Source organism: Rothia nasimurium (genome assembly GCF_035916755.1).
Taxonomy (GTDB): Bacteria; Actinomycetota; Actinomycetes; order Actinomycetales; family Micrococcaceae; genus Rothia.
In genome coordinates this window covers 94,981-113,116 of record NZ_JAYWIX010000008.1, presented here as the reverse complement: position 1 = coordinate 113,116, position 18,136 = coordinate 94,981, and the positions used below count along the sequence as shown (strand labels likewise).

Below are 18,136 nucleotides of genomic sequence, written 5' to 3'. Positions count from 1 at the left end.
GGATTTCTTTTGATTTCTTTCTGGGATTGCGCTCAGTTACCGGTCTATAGCAGAACTGAACACTTGTGTTTCATATGGTTCTATTGCGTTGCGTTTTGTTCTATGGGGTGTTGTTTTGGTTTAGATGTCTCCTTGCTGAATGACGGCTAGGGCAAGATTGAAAAGCTTCGATGTTGTGCAGATACACCGCCGGGCGTAGGGTTCAGACCAGCCAGTGCTCTCTTGCAGGGCTTCAAGGTCGATGTTCTCTACATGCCCGGCCTCTAGGGTGACTTGGACGATGCGGTGGGTGAAGTGCGGCGCGGTGGTCAGGCTGCTCTGCGGTAGGCAGGAGATGACCTCCTGCATGAGTACCGGCGCTGTCTCTAGCCCTTCTTCCTTTCGGTAGCGGTGAATCAGCAGGGCCCGGTAAATGACCTCGGTGTACATGAGTACTTTGGTGCTGGACTTATAAAGAGTTTTCTCGGCGATACCGAGCACCTCGGCTGTGGCTCGGTAGCTCAGTGGCTCCTCAGCCAGAATCAGGTTCAGCACTCGGGTGATGAGCTCGACGTCTCCGAGGGCTTTGACTGCGATACCTAGCACCGCTGCTAGGTCCTGAAGTTTTTCTTCCATGTGGCTTAGGGCCAGCAGGGTTTCTAGTGCTGAGTCTGCGGTCAAGCCTGTGAGGGCTGCTTCGGTTGTGATTTCTGCTTGGGTGCGGTCATCGCTTTTGAGGTTTCGCAGGTGGGCGTAGGCGCATCTGACGGCGATGCTACGAATCCAAGGTCCAAAGTCCCCTTTGGTTTCGTCAAAGGTATGCAGTCCCTGATGGGCTGCTAGGAAGGTTTCTTGGTGAGTATCTTCTACCGCTGCTGGCAGGTCGTGGATATGGGGGAATTTAGCCAGCACTGTGTAAATGACTTTGCTGGTGCCCTGCCAGGTCTCTAGGCGTTCTGGTGTCCAGAAGGCGCTGGTGGTTGTCTGCATAGTGGTTGTCTCTTCTGCTGTTTTCGCCTGCCGGCTAGGCAGCGTTAGCTGTTGCTAGTTCAGCGCGGATGGTTTCAGGCTCTAGGGTGGTGATGCGGCTGATGGCCTCTACGCTCATGCCATAAGAAGCCCAGAAAGCTAGGTCGGGGTTTTGGAATCGGCCAGGTTGATAGTTCAACTCCCAGTGTTCGCAGGCTAGGTACTCTTCCCAGGTTTCGTAGTCCAGTGGCTCCCAGATGCGCAGTTTGTAGCCTAGGGCTATGGCTATCCAGTCGCAGCGCATGAAGCTTCCTAGGCGGAAGGCTTCTTCGGGGCTGAGGGTGGTGTCCATGGGTTTTTCTCCTGTGGGTGCGGTCATGGTGGCTTAGCTAGTTGCCAAGGGGTGGTTTAGGCGGCTAGTTTCTTGCGGCGGTACAGCTCACGGATGGTTTTTCCGATGAAGTAGAGGCCCATCACTGCGTAGAAGAGGTAGAGGCCACCGGTGGCATAGATGATTTCTTCATCGCCGGGCGCTTCTAGTGCGGGGTTGTGGTTTTTTAGGGCAATTGGACCACCGATTACCATGCATACCAGGGCGCAGAAGCACAGTAGTAGGTAGCCGGTGATGTTGGTGAGGATGACGCGGATGATGCTTGGTGACTGGGCGGGTTTGTTGGCGTTCATTGGTGTGTTCTTCCCTCGTGGTTAGGTGGCGGGGTTTTGGGCTAGGCGGCGAGCACGCAGTTTAGCCAGCAGGGCTTTACCGGCTTCAGGGTCAGCCGGAGGTTCGGTTTCAACGGTGACTAAATGGCCGGTGGTTTCTTTCACGCAAAGCGGGCAGGTGCCGCTGTGCTCACGGGTATGCACTTCGCAGAAAGCGAGGCAGGCAGTCTCTTGGGGTTTGAGGGTTGATTGAGCGAGGGAGACCAGCTCGTAGAACTCTTTAGCGATGCAAGAGTAGGCGAACCGCTGGGGGCTGCGGACGGGCTGGGTGGCACGGGAGAGGACGATGATAATCATTTGGCTGAGAATGTCATCGTTGATGCTGCTGATGTTCAGCTGGGCCTGGTGTAGCTCTTGGCGGAGCTTGGTGTGGTTGACCCCTCGAGTAATCCGGGCTGGAGCCTCGGGGGACTGCGACGTTGGTGCAGCTAGGGGCGGGGCTGGGTGCTTGGTTGCGGCTGGCTGGAGCTTAGCCGGTGAAGATTTTTCTTTGGGATTCTTTCGGTCGGTCAGTCCGTCCACCTGTGGTTTATCCACAGGTGCGGTGCTACTGACCGAATGAGGGACTGATGGGTCTTTAAACGGGTTAAACGCGCGCGCGTTCCTTTTAAGGGCACCTTGTGGATAAGGTTGAATTTTTCCGGTTGAAACACCTGAGTTTTCCGGTTGGTGGACGTGATTTTTCCGGTTGATCGTTCTACCGGAAAAATTTTCCGCTTGTGTTTGACTAGGGGTTTCTTTTCTACCGGAAAAATTTTCCGGTTGGTCACTACGGGAGTTATCCACAGGTTCGAAAGTGTCTACCACCTCGTACTTCTTGCGATTGTAGGCAGCTTTTTTGCGGTCTACTTCTGTATGAGGGTAGGGGGCTTTTTCGTAGGCTGTGACTTCAGGGTGCAAGATGATGGCATCGGTCTTGCGGCCACGTCCAAAGGTCATGACGCGACGCTCTGTGTGCAATAGCCCCATATCGCGGAACTGAGTGATGCAGGTACGCAGGGTTCTTTCAGTGACGTTAGCCTTGTAGGCAAGTTTGGCTTGGCCTGTAAAGCACAGGCCGTCTGAATCTGCCTCATTAGCGATAGCTATGAGCACTTGAAACTGGGAGTTTTTGACGTCCTGTTTCATTGCCCAGGTGATCATTTCTAGGGACATGGTTTCTATCTGATTCCTGCTAGGGCGTACCAGAGGGGTGGGTAGGTGATTTTGCGGGCGGCCTCAATAAGGATGGAGCCGCTCTCTGAGGTGAGTAGGTAGCGGATTTCTCGGGCATGTGGAGCCGTAGGTGAAGGTTTAAGGACGGGGAGCCTATGGGTTTGCTCGAAGGTAGCTATTTTCTGTTGCCGGTGAGTATCTTCTAGCAGGGCTTGCAACTCCTTGTGAAGCGGATGATTCTGTTTGCCATCCTGCTTGCCTGCGCTGAGTCTTGCTGGCTTGATGCCTAGGTCGCTGGCTGGTTGGTGGGTCATGCTGCTATTGCCTTTTCAGTGACTTTGACAAGCTCAGAGAAGGGAACCCCGGTAGCGACTGCTATCTGAGCCAGCTCGTCAGTAGTGAAAGGCTTTTTACCACTGAGTCGGTGGCGCAGAGTCTCGCGGGTGATGGTCATTTGTTCTGCGAGGGCTGCTTGGGTTAGGTCTGCTTCGAACATGGCTCGGCGGACGTTGCGGGTGATAGCGTCGCGTGTATTTTTCTCTCGAATACTCATAGGATTAAAGATAATTCCTTAAAGGAATACTAGCAAGACTGTTTTGGCAAGTTTCTTCACTTTTCTTTCTTTGAAGGTATATAATCTTCCTAGAAGGCTATACAAGGAGAATCGATGCCCAAGTCAACAACTTCACCAGTTTCAGAATTCGAACTAGCCATCCGTGATGAGATTAAAGCGTGGATGGGGAGAAGAGGTCTAACAGGCAAAGATCTAGCCCAAATACTCGGAATCAGCCAGCCGAATGCCTCTAAGAAGCTTCGTGGTGTCAACGCCTTTTCAATCAATGACCTGGGCACCATTGCTGCAACCTTGGGAATCACACTAGCTGACTTACTCGGTGGGGTCGCTCGTGTACCGCTCCTAAATCCAGACGCAGAAAACCCCGCTCCGGCGTCGCCGGAACGGGGTGAAGATGTGCGCCCTGTGGGGCTCGAACCCACGACCCACGGATTAAAAGTCCGATGCTCTACCAACTGAGCTAAAGGCGCTCCACTGAGTTGAATTCAGCTCAACCCATTATACACGGCATATATGAGAGCTTCAAAACCGCTACCTACCGGCGCTTTCCCCTGCTAGCGCACACACCAGCGTCCTGGGGGCTACAAGCCCTACACTGTAGGCATGCCCTCCGACGCCCGCTTTCACCGCCCCGTCCGATTTTCAACCGAAAAATTTGAGCGCTTCACCGGCGGCTCAAGTCCTGAGCAGCTGACCGCTGCTGCCCAAGCCTCCGCCCGCGCCTTGCTCGCCCGCGGCCGCGCCAACGAAGACCCCTCAGTCACCAAACGGCTGGTGCGCTACACCGACGAGTTCGGCTTAGAAGCCGTTGCCCAGCTCTGGGCGCGTGCAGCCCCCGTCACCATAGCCGGAGCCCTGTGGCGTATGTACGCCCTGCGCAGTGTCATCCGCTCCAACCCACGGCTCATAAGCCACTACTACGAACGGGGCATGCACTCCTCCTATCTGGCTCAGGCCCTAGCCGGAGTGCCCAGCCCACCCACAGCCACCGAAATTCTCACCACCGTTGATGAGATTCTGACCGGAGCCTATACCGGCGACTTCGACATAGCCCTCAACCGCTTTGCCGCCTTTTGCAGGGTGCTGGCGCTAGGGCAGGACGACGTCGCCCTAGAGCTGAGGCACGGCCAGCCCGTGCGGCGCCAGCTGCCCCCTGAAGATTTCTCACCTGAGTATCATCATCTTCCCTCTGCTGAAGTGCGAGGGGAGGCAGCAGCCAGGGCCCAGCGGCTGCGCGAAGCCACCACCCGGCTCACCGGCACCGCCCGAGACCTCGATGAGGCCGCTCTGCGCTGGCGGGCAGGTACCCTTGACTAGTAGCCCCAAGAACACAGCCCGCAGATAAGAGCAAGGGGCCCTGCCTCGCTCCCCAGAAGGGAGCGGGCAGGGCCCCTAAACCTCACGCTCACGGTATCTCAGCAACAAGACTGAGAGTCCGGCCGGTTCTTAACGGTAATCTACATTTTGATCAAAGCGGTAGATGAAAGCTGCCATCTGGCCGCGCTCAGTGTAGGCCGAAGGACGGAAGGTACCGTCAGACCATCCCTTGGTGATGCCCTGGGACTGCATCCACGAGATTTCCTTAAAGAAAACGTAGTCGGTGGGCAGATCCTTGAAGGCTGAGGTTGAAGGAGCGGTGTAGGTAGGTGAGCCAGCCATGCGGTAGAAGAAGGCTGCCATCTGGCCGCGCTCAGTGTAGGCGTGCGGGCGGAAGGTACCGTCAGACCAGCCCTTGGTGATGCCCATGGAGTGCATCCAGGCGATTTCCTTGTAGAAGACGTGGGTGGTGGGTACGTCCTTGAAGGGGGAGACGCTCGGAGCGGTGTACTGAGGTGAACCAGCTAGACGGTAGAAGAAGGCTGCCATCTGGCCACGCTCAGTGTAAGATCCGGGCCGGAAGGTACCATCAGGCCAGCCGGTGGTGATACCGCGCTCAGCCAACCAGGCAATTTCATCATAGAAGACGTAGTCAGTGCCAACGTCGGTGAAGCGGGGGTTCAGGTTTGTGGCGGGCTTAGCCTCGTTGAGGCTAACAATCTCAGCCTTACCGCCGTCTTCACCTGGCTTGACGCCGCTCAAGTCGCCGGTGCCATTGTGCATGTGCAGCAGCAGGGCCTTTGCGTCAGTTACATCGGTGGATGCACGGTGAACGGTGATGTCAGCATCGGGGTGATCGACAAAGAGGGTCGCTGATTCTGACTGGTCACCGTCAAACCAGACCTTGGGGTTGTAGGGGTTGTAAGAGATCCAGTTGGTGCCATCAACACCGCCTGTCTGGTACCAGGAGTAGGTATCTACTGAGTAACGCAGATTAGCTGCATTGCTTGCATCAATACCCATCTTGGAGAGGGAAACGGGCAGGTTGAGGACGTTGCTGTCGAAGGTGTTGGTATCAACGTCACCGTAGGCGCCGTTAATGGGCTGGCGATCGAGGACTTCCAACTTGCCGTTGACCCAGCCAATCAGTACAGCCTGGGGGTAGTCGAGGCCACGCTCACGGCTGGTGTAGAGGTAGTAATCGGGACGGAAGTTACCGTCAACATCGAAGGCTACTTCGATGCTGGTGGGGTTGGTGAGGTTCTCCCAGTTATCCCAGGTAGAGACGCCGATGCTCATCATGCCCTTTTCGTCGACAGGCTGACCTGCTGCGCGCAGAGCCGGGACGTTAGAGGCAGCACCGACGTACTGCAGGTCAACACGCTGGCTGGTGGCAACTGCAAGGGATGAAGTCTTCATCCGGTTAGAAGTAGCTCCCAGTTCGTAGGCGCCAACCAGTGAAACGTAGCCGCCCTGGTGTAGGGGGGTGCCTTCAAGGTCAATGTTGGCTGAGGTTCTTCCGTTGCCGAAGTTCACAGCGCTGGTTGCTGACTTCATGTCTGAGACAGGCTTGGGGGCGATGTGCAGGGGTAGGCGGGTCTGGGTGTCACCTTCGGTGAGAATCAGGCGGCCTGACTCTGCGCTGAGGTACTGGCGGGCCCTGTCAAGCTGAGTGGCTGCGCTAGCGCTCTCAAGCTTCTTTTCAAGCTGGGCGGGGTCAACGGTGACGGTTACGGTGAAGCGGTTAGTACCGCCGGGGTTGACGCTTACGCTCTGGGGCGCTGAGATCGTGACGCCGGGCAAATCTGATGAGGCTTCGAAGGAAACCTGGTAGGTGTGAGCCTTAGAGTCGGAGTTATCGATGGTGAGCTCACGGGTGTAGGTCTGAACGCCTGCATCGGGAAGGACTTCAACAACGCCCAGGCTTTCTGAGACCTGATCGGGGTTGTCTGCGCTGTAGACCAGCACCTTCTGGTTGACAGCCTGCAGGGCGTCGATGCGGCCTGAGCCGACGCGTTCGATGGAGTGAACCTCGCCGGTGGCGGTCTTGACGTCATGAACAGCTGAGTTCATGATTGCTGCCTTGACCTGCTGGGCTGAGTAGCTCTGGTTGGCTTCTCGCACCAAGGCAGCTACGCCAGCTACGTGGGGGCTGGCCATTGAGGTACCGCTCATCACGGCCATGTCAGTGCCTGCGCCCACACCAGCTGAGCCGATATTAGTGCCGGGGGCGGCAACGTCGGGCTTGGTGTAGCCGCGTGAGCCGTGCACGCCTCGGGCAGTTGACTCATTGACCTGGTCCTGCATGCCACTGTCGATGGTGGCAGCTGCAATGCCTTCGGGTGAGAGCTTAATGGTGACTTCTTCACCCTGCTGGATAGCTGCACGTACTCGTTCTGCGTGCTGGAGGTTGAGGCGGATGCCGGGGATGGTGCGGTTTCCGGCAATACCGACGGTCTCAACGTCGAGGTTTGATGCCAGGACAACGCCCTTAGCACCTGCTGCCTCAAGGTTGTTGAAGCGCACGGCTGAACCGCAGGGGAAGGTTTCAAAGTTGTCGGTCCAGTCAATGAAGACCCACTTACCTTCAAAGTCGGTGCCCTCAGGGAAGGCGTCACAGCCGAACTTATTGTTTTCAGGAGCCATGACGACCTGGCCGGTCAGCTGCTCTTCGGTAGCCCGGTGGTAGTTGAACTCTACCGAGTAGTCACCGGTGACGGTACCTGCGAGGGAGCTGGGGGCAGTGATTTCTGCGGTGTCGGCGTAGGTGGTTGCGCCTACGGTGTTAGCAACAGCGAGTGCTGAGCGAGCGTTGGCGGGGTTACCTGAGACGGAGTAAGTGTCGCCGTTACCATCTGCTGCGGTGGAGTTACCGGCTGCAACAACGGAGAGAATCCCCTGGCGGGTTAGGGCGTCAACGATAGCATTTTCGGGGTCGTCCTGGGCGCCGAAGTCTGAGCCCAGTGACATGTTGATGATATCGACGCGGTCGTCATAGATGCCATCGTTGTTGGGGTCTAGTGAGCGGTCAAGTGCCTGGCCGGTGAGGTCGGTTGAGCCGTCGCAGCCAAAGATTCGGAAGTCAACGATTTGGGCGTTGGGGGCTGAGCCTGAACCAATCTTCATGCCCTGCATCTGCTCTTCGGTGAGCTTGGTGTAGTCACCCTTGAAGGCACTACCGTCTTGCTGTACGGCGTAGCCAGCTGCGGTGCCTGCTACGTGGGTGCCGTGGCCGTTGGCACGGCAGTCAAGGGGGTTGGTGTCGGGGGAAGGGGTTGCCGTTTCGGCGTTAGCGGCGTTGTAGTCATCGCCTGCTAGGTCATAGCCGCCCAGGTACTTCTCAGGATCGTAAAGACCTGAATTTGCGGAGGGCATCTGAGCAGAGTGGGAGGCCTGCTCGTAGGCTTCCTGGGTACCAGGGCCACCGAACTGGCTGTGGGTGTAGTCAACACCGGAGTCGATAATGGCGATTTTGACGCCTTCACCGGTGTAGCCGGTCTGCTGCCAGGTGGCAGCTGCCTGGGTCAGGAGGGCAGAGCCAGTATTAGCACGGGTCTTTGAAACGATGGGGGAAATCTTAACAACATCACTGCGCGAAGCCAGTTCACGAATCTTTTCAGCATCACCACGGATTGCTGCACCACGGATGGAGTTATGGGCGGTGTAGAGGACGGTCGCCCCTGACTCGCTTGCTACAGAGCGACCCTGGCTTTGCACCGCAGCTGCAATAGCCTGCACCTGGCGCTGGGCGTTAACGGGTGGCTGCTTACCCTGCAGGACGGCTGCCGGCTGGGTGCTCTCATAGGCACCAGCGCCTCGGAACTGTACAAAAACGCTTACTTCGCCCTGTGCCTGCTTCATCGAGGGGCTCAAAACCTCATCGCTCTGAGTTTGCTCGATAACGCTCTTGAAGAGGTCTGCGTCTTCGGCTGCATTGACCGGTGGCAGACCGAGAGTAAGCGCCATGCTCAGACCGAGCACAGAGGCTGCGCCGGCTCTGACGAAACGCCGTGTGGTGTGTCGTGTAGTCATGTGAAGGACTTCCTTAGAACTTCATTGATCCAGTGTGTTCAACAACAAAAATGCGAGTGTGATACATCAACAATGACCCAGCTCACAAAAAAGAACAAGAGGTTTCTCATATTTTGCACACAAAATTATTTGCCCAGTCCTCCGCCGGGTTGACAGCGAGCGCTGTGAAGAGAATGATGGATACCAAGATGTCAGGCTGCTAATAGGTAGCCCCGGGCTCCAAATCTTTAGCCGCTTCGAGCGGCCTTCCGCCGAGAGGCGCTCCCAGCCTGACATCGCTAAACTTCATACCGCAGTTGCCGGGCTCCGCTTCCTTTTCCACGAGGCAGGTAGCCCGGCTTTTGCGTCCGCCCGCAATCCAGGTGAGCGTCACCCTGTTAACCTTGGCACGGTACCATAAGCTCAGCACCTGACCACCCGCCCACACCCAGGAGAGCTGGCCCATGCTCCAACGCATGTTCCCCCAAGAAAACACCTCGCTGAGTGCCCTTGCCGCGCTCTCAGAACAGGTCACCGGAGCAGCTGCCCTGCTCTCAGAAATGGTGGGCTCCCCCGAAGACCGCTACCCAGAACTTCTGGAACGCACCCTCACTCACGAGGCCGCAACCCTCGACATGCTACACACCACCATGACCGCGGTGCGCAGCTCTTTCTCAACCCCTATTCCCCGCGAAGACATCTATACCCTGGCTGTTTCACTCAACAACGTCGTTGAAAAGCTCACCTCAGCAGCCAACATTCTGCACCTCTACCACATCGTACGTTTCTCACCCAAGGCAGCGACCCTGCTCGACCTCATCCAGCGCCAGGCAGTGCTCACCACCGAAATCATCCCCAAACTCAGCACCCTGCGCGATCTGGACGACTACTGGATTACCATGCTCCGCATCACCAAGCAGGCCGTCCGCATTGCCGAAGAATACGATGCAGATATCCAGGACCGCTACAAGCAGACCCGCTACCTGCAGACCACCCGCTTCGTGCATAAGCTTATTGAGGCGTCCGAAGCCATGCGCACCGTCGCCACCGAAATCGGCCGCATCATCGTGCAGGAATCCTAGTGACCCTCACCCTCTTTGCCCTCAGTTGCCTGGCCCTGATTGCCTTCACCTTCGTCACGGGCTTTCACGACGCCCCCAACGCCACCGCCATACCCGTCAAAACCAGGGCCCTCACCCCTAAAATAGCCCTGCGCACCAGTGCCCTCTTCAACGCTATCGGCATGGCCATCACTGGTATCATGCTGGGCTCCGTCACCACCCACTGGCTGACCGTGCCCCACAACAACACCGGCCTGGGGCTCATCCTTACAGCCCTCATCTCAGCTATTATCTGGGGCATTATTACCTGGTGGTTCCGCATTCCTTCCTCCTCCACCCACGCCCTCATCGGGGGTCTTTCCGGTGCCGCCTGGGCCGCCCGCACCACCGACCTAGGCACCTCCACCCCTTTCTCTGAGCCCCTCGCCACCTTCCTTTTCGTGCCCCTTATCCTGGCCCCCATCGTCCTCTTCATCCTCGCCTGGGCAGCAGTTTTCCCCTTCTACGGCCTGCTCCAACGCTCCTACCCCTCCACCGTCAACCGCTTCTCCCGCAGCGTCCTCTCCCTCGCCAACTCACTGATCTCCCTGATTCACGGAATCCAAACCGGCCAACGCGCCGTCGTCATCTACGCCGTCCTCCTGCTCTCAGCCGGACTCGACGTACACCCCACCACCTACATCATCTCCGCCCTCTTCCTCGCCATGGTGCTGGGCTTCGGCACCGCCCGGGGCAGCTCCCGCATCGGTTACACTTTCGCCCACCAGATGGTCAAAGTCGACCCCTTCCGTGGAGCCATTGCCCAAAGCTCAACCGCGCTAGCCATGGTGCTCCTGCAGTTCTTCCTCAACACCCCGGTCTCGTCCTCCCACCTAGCGGCCTCCGCCGTCCTCGGCTCAGGGGTCAACCAGCGTTTTGCCGCTGTGCGCTACAAAATTGTGCTCCGCATTATCCTGACCTGGCTTATCACCATGCCAGCCTGCTTCGTTCTCTCGGCAACCCTCTTCCTGGCGCTCTCGCCCCTGCTGTAGCGCTCCCACCGTAAACAATGCGAGACTAGACTGTATATAAGAAACCACTCGCACCACCTCAAAGCTGCCCACCAGGCATGGGCACTCAGGGCGCTCCCCGTAGCGCACCTAGGCTTTGTGAAAGGAAACCGCTACTATGCCTCGCATCTTAGTGCTCGCAGACCTAGGGCAGTCTGTGTACCACGTTGGCGACGAAGCCATGGGCATCGCAACTGCCGCCGAGCTTACCCGCCGCGGCTACGAAATCTTTATCGCAACCCAAAACATCGACCGGTCCCAGGCCTACATCGGCTCTGCCACCGGCTATATCAAGACCCTTGACTTCCCTGCTCCCCCTGCCGAACGCGAGATTTTCTTGGGTCAAGTCAGACAGCACCTCGCAGGGTACCCTGCCAGCGAAGACATCACCACCTTCGTGCGCCAGGTAGCCGATATGGACGGCATTGTTATCGCCGGTGGCGGTAACATGAACTCAGCTACCGGGCACCTGCTCTACGAACGTGCCGCCTACGCCCTGGTAGCCCAAGCCCACGAGATTCCCCTGGTTATCTCTGGCCAGTCGGTAGGCCCCGTGCTCACCGACGCGGACGCCGAGACCCTACGCGATATGCTCTCCTCAGCCCAGCTCGTGGGTATGCGGGAGCGCTTCTCCCAGGCCTGGGCGCGTAACGCAGCTATCGATTCCCACCTGATTGTGGACGATGCTACCTTCTACCAGCACCAGAAGCGTTCCCTGCCCGGCCGCCCGGTCGTTGACCTGCCCGAACATTACATCTGCGCCACTTTCTCGGGCCTTGCTCCGGGGCAGGCCCGGGTTATTGGGCAGCTGCTTGACGATATGCACCGGGAATACGGGCTGCGCACCGTCTTCCTACCCCACATGGGTGAGCCCCTAACCGATCAGGGCGATGTGGCAGTGCACGCCGAGATTGCCTCGCACATGTTCTCCAGTCCCGTGCAACTACCCATGGTGCACGCGGACGACGCCGTGCAGGTTCACCGCGGCGCTTTCATCGCGGTCTCTACCCGCTACCACCCCGGCGTATTCTCCCTCTCAGCGGGTGTTCCCTTCGTGGCCCTGCTGCCAGACGCCTTCACCGACATGCGGGTGCGCGGCATGATGGAACAGTACGGGGCTGAAAACTACGCTATTCCTCTGGCTCTGCTCAATTCTGATGCCCCGGCTGAAGCCCTGCACGAGGTCATTCAGCTGCGCAATGAGCTCTCTGAAACCCTGCTGGCGCGAGCCGAGCAGCTGCGCGGTTTCTCCGCCAGCTGGTGGGATGCTGCCTCCCACGTCCTCCTGCACGGGGCAGGGCAGGCTGCCCCGGCCGTCCGCGAGCTGGGCAACACCCCCACCATCTTTACCGGCGAGTGGAACATAACCAACCTGCTGGTACGCGACGATATTGCCGAGATTTCACTGGCTGCTGCCCGTGCCAGCGCAGAAACCGACCGGGCCCTCTCCTGGGACTACCAGCGTCTACTCCAGCGCGACCAGGCCCAGGCCCGAGCAGATGAGCTAGAGCGCCGCAACGCCGAGTTGGCTGACTCGCTGATTGAAGCCGAAGAAAACGCCACCCTGCGCGGCTGGATGCGCCGCAAAATGCGCGGCGAATAGCCAGGCACCAGCAGACAAGATGCACCCCGGTGTAAGCCGAGATGCCACGCTAAAAAGCCGCCCGACCCCGCCCTTTCCAGCAGCGAAAGGAGTTACGGGGCCGGGCGGCACACACATTCCCATGGTGTTCCCCCCCCCCCCGCACAGCTACGGGGTGAGGGAAGTTTTGTATGCCCGCTTAGAGCGGGCGTTCGCGGGGCGCTAGGCTTAGCCGAAGCGGCCTGAGACGTAGTCTTCGGTGGCTTTCTGGCTGGGGTTGTTGAAGATTTCCTGGGTGGGGGCGTACTCGATGAGCTTGCCGGGCTTGCCGGTACCCGCAATGTTGAAGAAGGCGGTCTTGTCTGAGACGCGGGCGATAGCCAGAGTCACGCCCGAGGCGATACCTGAGATAGCGGTGGGGATAACCATCTTCATGATGGTACGCCACTTACGGACGCCCAGAGCGTAGGAGGCCTCGCGCAGTTCGTTGGGTACGATACGCAGCATTTCTTCGGCGGTGAGCAGACCAATGGGGACGGAGATGAGGGTGGCGAGCAGGGTGATTTCGAGGGTACCGATGATGGCGTGGTAGATACCGCCGAATACGGGGCCTTCCCTAGAGTTTGTGTGCCCTGTTCTACCTCGATTAGTGAACTGTGGTTAGGCGGTGAACAGGTGGGAACGGTATCTAACGGATCTGACTTTAGGGGCGTTAGGTAGCAGGTGGGCTAGCAGTGGGTGAACGGTGGGCGCACAGTTAGGGTTAAGGACGCCAGAGGTCGGGTTGAGGCCCCGGGGTTAGAATGGTGGGTATGGGTTTTGGTCAGCAGGTTGAGAGTTTAAAGAAGCGGGCGCAGGAGCATAGCCGTTTGGGCTGGCGCCGTATGAAGGATGGCTTTTTTCAGTCTCTTCAGATTGTGGTCTCGGGTATCGGGGCCTATCTTTTTGCTGAAAAGGTGCTGGGGCATACCGAACCGATTTTTGCGGCGACCGCTGCCATTGTTTCTCTGGGCTATATCACCGGCGCTACCCACGCCCGCCGTATCCTTGAGGTGTCCTTTGGTGTGACCCTGGGTATTTTGATGGGCGACATGATGATGTTGGCCCTGGGTCGGGGCATCTGGCAGGCAGGGCTTGTGATGTTTCTGTCGATTATGCTGGCCCGTTTTTTGGATAACGGTATTCTTTTTACGATTCAGATGGGTCTGCAGTCCTGCCTGGTGGTCTTGCTCCCGCCGAATATTGATGGGCCCTTTGCCCGAAGCCTAGACGGTATTGTTGGTGGCCTGTGTGCCTTCTTGCTCATGTTCCTCTTCCCCAAAGACCCGCGTCGCACCCCGCGTGAGAACGCTAAAACCATGATGGGCTCTTTTGCTGCGGTCTTCCGCGATGCCGGTGAGGCCATGGAGCACTACGACGGCAAGGAGGCCTGGCATGCCCTAGCATCTGCCCGCCGCCTACAGCCGCTCTATAACACCTGTGAGAAGGACATTATTACTTCAAAGGGCATGGCCCAGCTGGCCTGGACGGGCCGGTCACATATGAAGGAACTCGACCGTTACTCACAGACCCTGGGCAAGATTGACTACGCTATCCGCAACACCCGGGTGCTCAACCGCCGACTAGCGTCAACCATCAATAACGTACAGATTTCGCAGGAGGCTATCACTTCTATCGCTGAGGCGCTCAAGAGCATTGGTGACGCGGTGGAGGTACTAGGTGAGGGCATGTCTGCCCCCGAGGCGGACGTCCGTACCGAGCGGAAGATGAAGGCCCGCCATGATCTCTCGCAGCTGGCTGGACGCCTGGAGCCGCACATGATGGGTGTGCGCACCATGGAGGCTGAGGCCCTGGTGCTGATGCTCCGCCCCCTGGTGGTCGACCTTTTAGAGGCGTCGGGGCTAACCCACCAGCAGGCGGTAGACATGCTGGTTCCTCTGGGGGATTCCATGACGGAGCACGCCCCCGCCACAACCATGCTGCCGGTGCAGGCAGATGCGGACGCCGGTGGTCAGCAGGGTTCCCGCCGGCAGCGGGTGGAGCAGAAGCACCGGGACGATACCCGCCAGCTCACCACGGTACTTCGCGCGAAAGACCGCGCCCCCATTCGGAAGATCCGCGAAGCATCGGTGAGGGACCCCCGCAGTATGCCTGCCATACCTCCGGCGGGAAACGGGGCGGACGCGTCCGCCCAGATGCTCGACAGCGCCGCTAGAGTTGAGAAACAGCAGGCCCTGAATACAGCCCAGCTAACCGTGATTGAGCAGAACCTCAAGAAGGAGAAGGGCAACTAGCCCTGACCGGGGAAGAGCAGGGCCAGGGCCTCCCCCAGTGAGGCGACCTCGCGTACCGACACCCCGGCGGGTACATCACCCACACCGGCAGGTGAAGCAGGCACAATCACGTGGGTAAAGCCCAGTCGCCCCACCTCTGCGATCCGCTGGCGGATACCGGGAACGGCGCGCACCTCACCTGCTAGCCCGACTTCGCCAAAGACCGCCAGCTTGCGGGGCAGGGGCTTATCTTGGGCGGCGGAGGCCAGTGCGATGACGCAGGCCAGGTCGGCGGACGGCTCAGAAATTTTAGCCCCGCCCACGGTTGAGATATAACAGTCCAGCTTGCCCACATTAAACCCGGCCCGCTTCTGGAGCACAGCTAAAAGCATAGAGATACGGGAGCTGTCGAGGCCGCTGGTGGTTCTTCGGGGCTGCGGGGTGGCGCTGGTGTCGAGCAGGGCCTGAACCTCGGCGAGGAGGGGGCGGCGGCCCTCCATGGTGACGGTTACGCAGGTGCCCGAGACCGGGTGCGGGGTGCGGGAGACAAAGAGGCCCGAGGGGTCGGTGACGGGGGCGATGCCGTCCTCGTGCATATCGAAACAGCCCACCTCGTCGGTGGGGCCAAAGCGGTTCTTGATAGCCCGCAGCATACGAATAGGGGTGTGCTTATCGCCTTCGAACTGGCAGACCACATCGACCAGGTGCTCCAGCAGGCGGGGGCCAGCGATAGTGCCCTCCTTGGTCACGTGGCCCACCAGCAGGGTGCACATATTGCGGCGCTTAGCGGCAGCGATGATGGAGGCCGCCACTTCTCGCACCTGGGTGACGCCACCGGCGCTTCCTTCGACCTCAGATGAGGCCAGGGTCTGTACCGAGTCCACAATCAACAGGTCGGGGTTGACCTGTTCGATATGGGCCAGGGCGGTACCGAGATCGGTTTCGCTGGTCAGGTAGAGGGTATCAGCCAGGGCACCAATGCGGTCGGCGCGGAGCTTAACCTGGGCCGCTGATTCTTCGCCGGTCACATACAGGACGTTGTGGGGCTTGCCCGTTGACTCACCGCGGGCAAAGGTAGCGGCTACATCGAGTAGCAGGGTGGACTTACCGACGCCCGGTTCACCGGCCATAAGAATCACTGCCCCCGGCACCAGGCCACCGCCCAAGACCCGGTCGAACTCCGGGTTACAGGTGCTCATGTACTGAGCAACGGTGGAATCAACCCGCCCGATGGGCTGGGCTGGCGTTTGCACACTCGATGCCACGGTAGTTTTAGCGGCAACCGGCCCGACGGTTTCTTCTACGGTGCCCCAGGACTGGCATTCCCCGCAGCGCCCCACCCATTTAGCGGTGGTCCAGCCGCATTCGGTGCAGCGGTAGGCATTAGCGGAACGTGAGCGGGTTGTTTTACGGGTAGCCATACCACCAGCATAAGGCCGGTGGCTGACACTTTAAGCACGGGCCTTAAACCGTAGGTCAAAGACTACATAAATCTCTCAAGGAGCGAACTTTCGGCCATGCGAGAGAGGGATTCTCGAATCACGCGGGCGCGCTGTTCACCGATGCCCTCAACGGCCCGCAGATCATCGAGGCTGGCGGCCATGAGCGACTGTAGGCCGTCAAAGCGGTCGACCAGGCGGTCAGCAACCGCCCCGGGCATGGACTTGATACCGGCCAGCAGGCGGTGGCCGTGGGGGTGCAGGGGGGCGTCCAGCTCTTCGCCCAGCCCTGCGGTGCGGGCGATGGTCAGGGGGTCAACGATTTCCTTATCGTCGAGCTGGGCTAGGGCGTCCACAGCGGCCTGGAGGTCTTCGGGGCTGGTGTCTGCGGGCAAGTAATCACGCAACACTACCCAGGTAGCGGGCAGGTCGTGGGTGGTCAGTTCTTCAAGCTGGAGGGCAACCAGGCGGCCCACGTTGCCCAACTCCACTACGTAGTGGCCCGCCTCGACGGTGATTCTACGGACCATCTCCATACGTTGCAGGGTGCTGGCTACATCGCGCAGGGTTACGTTAGCTTCAATTTCGAGGGAGGACAGCTGATGGAGTACCTGCTCTAGGCGTTCGGTGTAGCTATCGAGGGTGCGAATCGCCTGGTTGGCGCGGCTCATGAGCGACTGGGTGTCTTCAACCGTGTAGCGGATCCCCTCAGTGTAGACCGAAATCAGAGACATCGAGGCGCTCACCGCGATAACGGGGAAGCCGGTTTGCTTTGCCACACGTTCTGCCGTGCGGTGGCGGGTGCCCGACTCATTGGTGTCGATGGACGGGTCGGGCAGCAGCTGCACCCCGGCTGCAAGCAGGGTGGAAGCGTCCTTGTCGCAAACAATCGCGCCGTCCATCTTGGCAAGCTCTCGCACACGGGTGGCAGAGAATTCGGTATTAATAGCGAAGCCACCCGATGACATCTGCGCTACGGTCTTATCGCTGCCCAGCACAATGAGCGCACCGGTGCGGCCGCGCAAGATTCGTTCCAGACCCTCGCGGAGTTCGGTACCGGGGGCGATTTGGGCGATTGTTTTCAGCAGGGATTCACTATAAACCGTTAGCACTTCACCAATTTTAGTGCACTCGTCGCCCCATTAACGGCACCGCCCCGGCACACGCAGGGCGGGCCGGGGCGGTAGGTGTCTGTGGGCTAGGAGGGCTTAGCCGGTGACGATGATACGGACGGGCTGAGAGGCCACACCGTTGACGGTCGCGGTTGCCCAGTAGTAGCCGGGCTGGATGGTTGCTGCGGTATTGCAGCCCAGGACGTTGAGGGAGCGGTTCCAGGTCAGGGCGGTGGTGTTGGTGGCACCGGCGGCCACTTCGGCGTCGGCTACGGGGTTGGCGTAGCACTGGGCGTAGTTGTAGACCTGGGCGGGGCCGGAGGTGATATTAACGTCTACGTTATTGGCACCACCAGTCACGATGCAGGGGTTACCCGAGGTGTTGGTGTAGGTAACAGCCAGGGCGGGGTTCTGGCCCGCTGCGTAGCTGGTGCGGTCGGCGGTCAGGCTTACCTGCAGGTCGGCTGCGGTGCAGGCTGCCACAACGGCTTCAGTGGGTGAGGCGGACGCAGTGGGTTCAGCTGATTCGGTAGCTTCAGCAGACTCGGTAGGCTCGGCTGATTCGGTGGCCTCTGCGCTCTCGCTAGCGGTTGCTGATTCACTGGCTTCGGCTGAGGCTGATTCACTGGCTTCAGCGCTTTCTGAGGGGGTCGCTGATTCGGTGGCGCGCTGGCTAAAGTCGCTGAAGGCTTCGGCGCTGGTTGAGGTGCTTGCGGTGGCGGTTGCGTTATCGGAGCTATTACCGCGGCCTGCTAACCAGCTGATGAGGCCGATAATGAGGAGCAGGACGAGTACCAGGATGAGGACGGCAACAATGCGGCGGCGGCGGTAGACCTCGGGTGAGACTTCTTCCACCTGTGAATCAACGTTTTCAGACATACATCTAGAGTAC

At 59.1% G+C, this 18,136-nt stretch carries 15 protein-coding genes, 1 tRNA gene and 2 pseudogenes; 6 read left to right on the top strand and 12 right to left on the bottom strand.

Annotated features, from left to right (window positions below; translation table 11 throughout):
• Positions 1-120: 120 nt before the first annotated feature.
• Genes VSX42_RS09860 through VSX42_RS09835 form a run of 6 tightly spaced genes read right to left on the bottom strand, consistent with a single transcriptional unit; the run spans position 121 to position 3,379 of the window.
• On the bottom strand, positions 121-969 hold the full coding sequence (locus tag VSX42_RS09860; protein WP_326504114.1) for a sigma-70 family RNA polymerase sigma factor: 849 nt from the start codon (positions 967-969) through the stop codon (positions 121-123).
• A 34-nt stretch (positions 970-1,003) separates the two neighbouring features.
• Positions 1,004-1,300 carry a hypothetical protein gene (locus VSX42_RS09855; protein WP_326504113.1) on the bottom strand — a complete coding sequence of 99 codons (297 nt, stop codon included), beginning with the start codon at positions 1,298-1,300 and terminating at the stop codon, positions 1,004-1,006.
• Between the two features lie 56 nt (positions 1,301-1,356).
• The gene (locus VSX42_RS09850; RefSeq protein ID WP_326504112.1) at positions 1,357-1,632 is read right to left on the bottom strand and encodes a hypothetical protein; all 276 of its coding nucleotides are present in this window, start codon (positions 1,630-1,632) and stop codon (positions 1,357-1,359) included.
• 21 nt (positions 1,633-1,653) lie between these two features.
• Positions 1,654-2,826, bottom strand: coding sequence for a hypothetical protein (locus tag VSX42_RS09845; RefSeq protein ID WP_326504111.1), 1,173 nt, complete (start codon positions 2,824-2,826; stop codon positions 1,654-1,656).
• A gap of 5 nt (positions 2,827-2,831) precedes the next feature.
• On the bottom strand, positions 2,832-3,140 hold the full coding sequence (locus tag VSX42_RS09840) for a hypothetical protein (protein WP_326504110.1): 309 nt from the start codon (positions 3,138-3,140) through the stop codon (positions 2,832-2,834).
• The gene (locus VSX42_RS09835) at positions 3,137-3,379 is read right to left on the bottom strand and encodes a helix-turn-helix transcriptional regulator (RefSeq protein WP_326504109.1); all 243 of its coding nucleotides are present in this window, start codon (positions 3,377-3,379) and stop codon (positions 3,137-3,139) included. The genes VSX42_RS09840 and VSX42_RS09835 overlap by 4 nt, the downstream gene beginning before the upstream one ends.
• Positions 3,380-3,493: 114 nt before the next feature.
• Between VSX42_RS09835 and VSX42_RS10990 the strand changes: the two are divergent.
• Positions 3,494-3,715 (top strand): annotated as a pseudogene (locus VSX42_RS10990) (helix-turn-helix domain-containing protein); the annotation flags it as partial.
• An 82-nt stretch (positions 3,716-3,797) separates the two neighbouring features.
• On the opposite strand, the gene VSX42_RS09830 reads toward VSX42_RS10990, so the two are convergent.
• Positions 3,798-3,870 (bottom strand) — tRNA-Lys (locus tag VSX42_RS09830).
• A gap of 133 nt (positions 3,871-4,003) precedes the next feature.
• Between VSX42_RS09830 and VSX42_RS09825 the strand changes: the two genes are divergently transcribed.
• Positions 4,004-4,717, top strand: coding sequence for a histone acetyltransferase (locus VSX42_RS09825; protein WP_326504108.1), 714 nt, complete (start codon positions 4,004-4,006; stop codon positions 4,715-4,717).
• Positions 4,718-4,846: 129 nt separating this feature from the next.
• On the opposite strand, the gene VSX42_RS09820 is transcribed toward VSX42_RS09825, so the two are convergent.
• On the bottom strand, positions 4,847-8,749 hold the full coding sequence (locus VSX42_RS09820; RefSeq protein ID WP_326504107.1) for a S8 family serine peptidase: 3,903 nt from the start codon (positions 8,747-8,749) through the stop codon (positions 4,847-4,849).
• Between the two features lie 443 nt (positions 8,750-9,192).
• Between VSX42_RS09820 and VSX42_RS09815 the strand changes: the two genes are divergently transcribed.
• From VSX42_RS09815 to VSX42_RS09805, 3 genes are all read left to right on the top strand, one after another.
• Complete coding sequence (locus VSX42_RS09815; protein ID WP_326504106.1) at positions 9,193-9,810, top strand: phosphate transport regulator; 618 nt, start codon at positions 9,193-9,195, stop codon at positions 9,808-9,810.
• Positions 9,810-10,820, top strand: coding sequence for an inorganic phosphate transporter (locus VSX42_RS09810; protein ID WP_326504105.1), 1,011 nt, complete (start codon positions 9,810-9,812; stop codon positions 10,818-10,820). The genes VSX42_RS09815 and VSX42_RS09810 overlap by 1 nt, the downstream gene beginning before the upstream one ends.
• Positions 10,821-10,956: 136 nt before the next feature.
• Positions 10,957-12,441, top strand: coding sequence for a polysaccharide pyruvyl transferase family protein (locus VSX42_RS09805; RefSeq protein ID WP_326504104.1), 1,485 nt, complete (start codon positions 10,957-10,959; stop codon positions 12,439-12,441).
• Positions 12,442-12,648: 207 nt separating this feature from the next.
• Here the strand turns inward: VSX42_RS09805 and VSX42_RS09800 are convergent.
• Positions 12,649-13,032: pseudogene (locus VSX42_RS09800) on the bottom strand (ABC transporter permease subunit); the annotation flags it as partial.
• 200 nt (positions 13,033-13,232) lie between these two features.
• Between VSX42_RS09800 and VSX42_RS09795 the strand changes: the two are divergent.
• A complete protein-coding gene (locus VSX42_RS09795) occupies positions 13,233-14,714 on the top strand; it encodes an FUSC family protein (protein ID WP_326504103.1) in 1,482 nt (493 codons plus the stop codon).
• Here the strand turns inward: VSX42_RS09795 and radA are convergent.
• From radA to VSX42_RS09780, 3 genes are all read right to left on the bottom strand, one after another.
• Positions 14,711-16,114, bottom strand: coding sequence for a DNA repair protein RadA (gene radA / locus VSX42_RS09790; RefSeq protein ID WP_326504102.1), 1,404 nt, complete (start codon positions 16,112-16,114; stop codon positions 14,711-14,713). The two genes, VSX42_RS09795 and radA, sit on opposite strands and share 4 nt — an antisense overlap.
• Positions 16,115-16,176: 62 nt before the next feature.
• Positions 16,177-17,244, bottom strand: coding sequence for a DNA integrity scanning diadenylate cyclase DisA (disA, locus tag VSX42_RS09785; protein ID WP_326504101.1), 1,068 nt, complete (start codon positions 17,242-17,244; stop codon positions 16,177-16,179).
• Between the two features lie 96 nt (positions 17,245-17,340).
• On the bottom strand, positions 17,341-18,123 hold the full coding sequence (locus tag VSX42_RS09780; RefSeq protein ID WP_326504100.1) for a hypothetical protein: 783 nt from the start codon (positions 18,121-18,123) through the stop codon (positions 17,341-17,343).
• Positions 18,124-18,136: the final 13 nt, after the last annotated feature.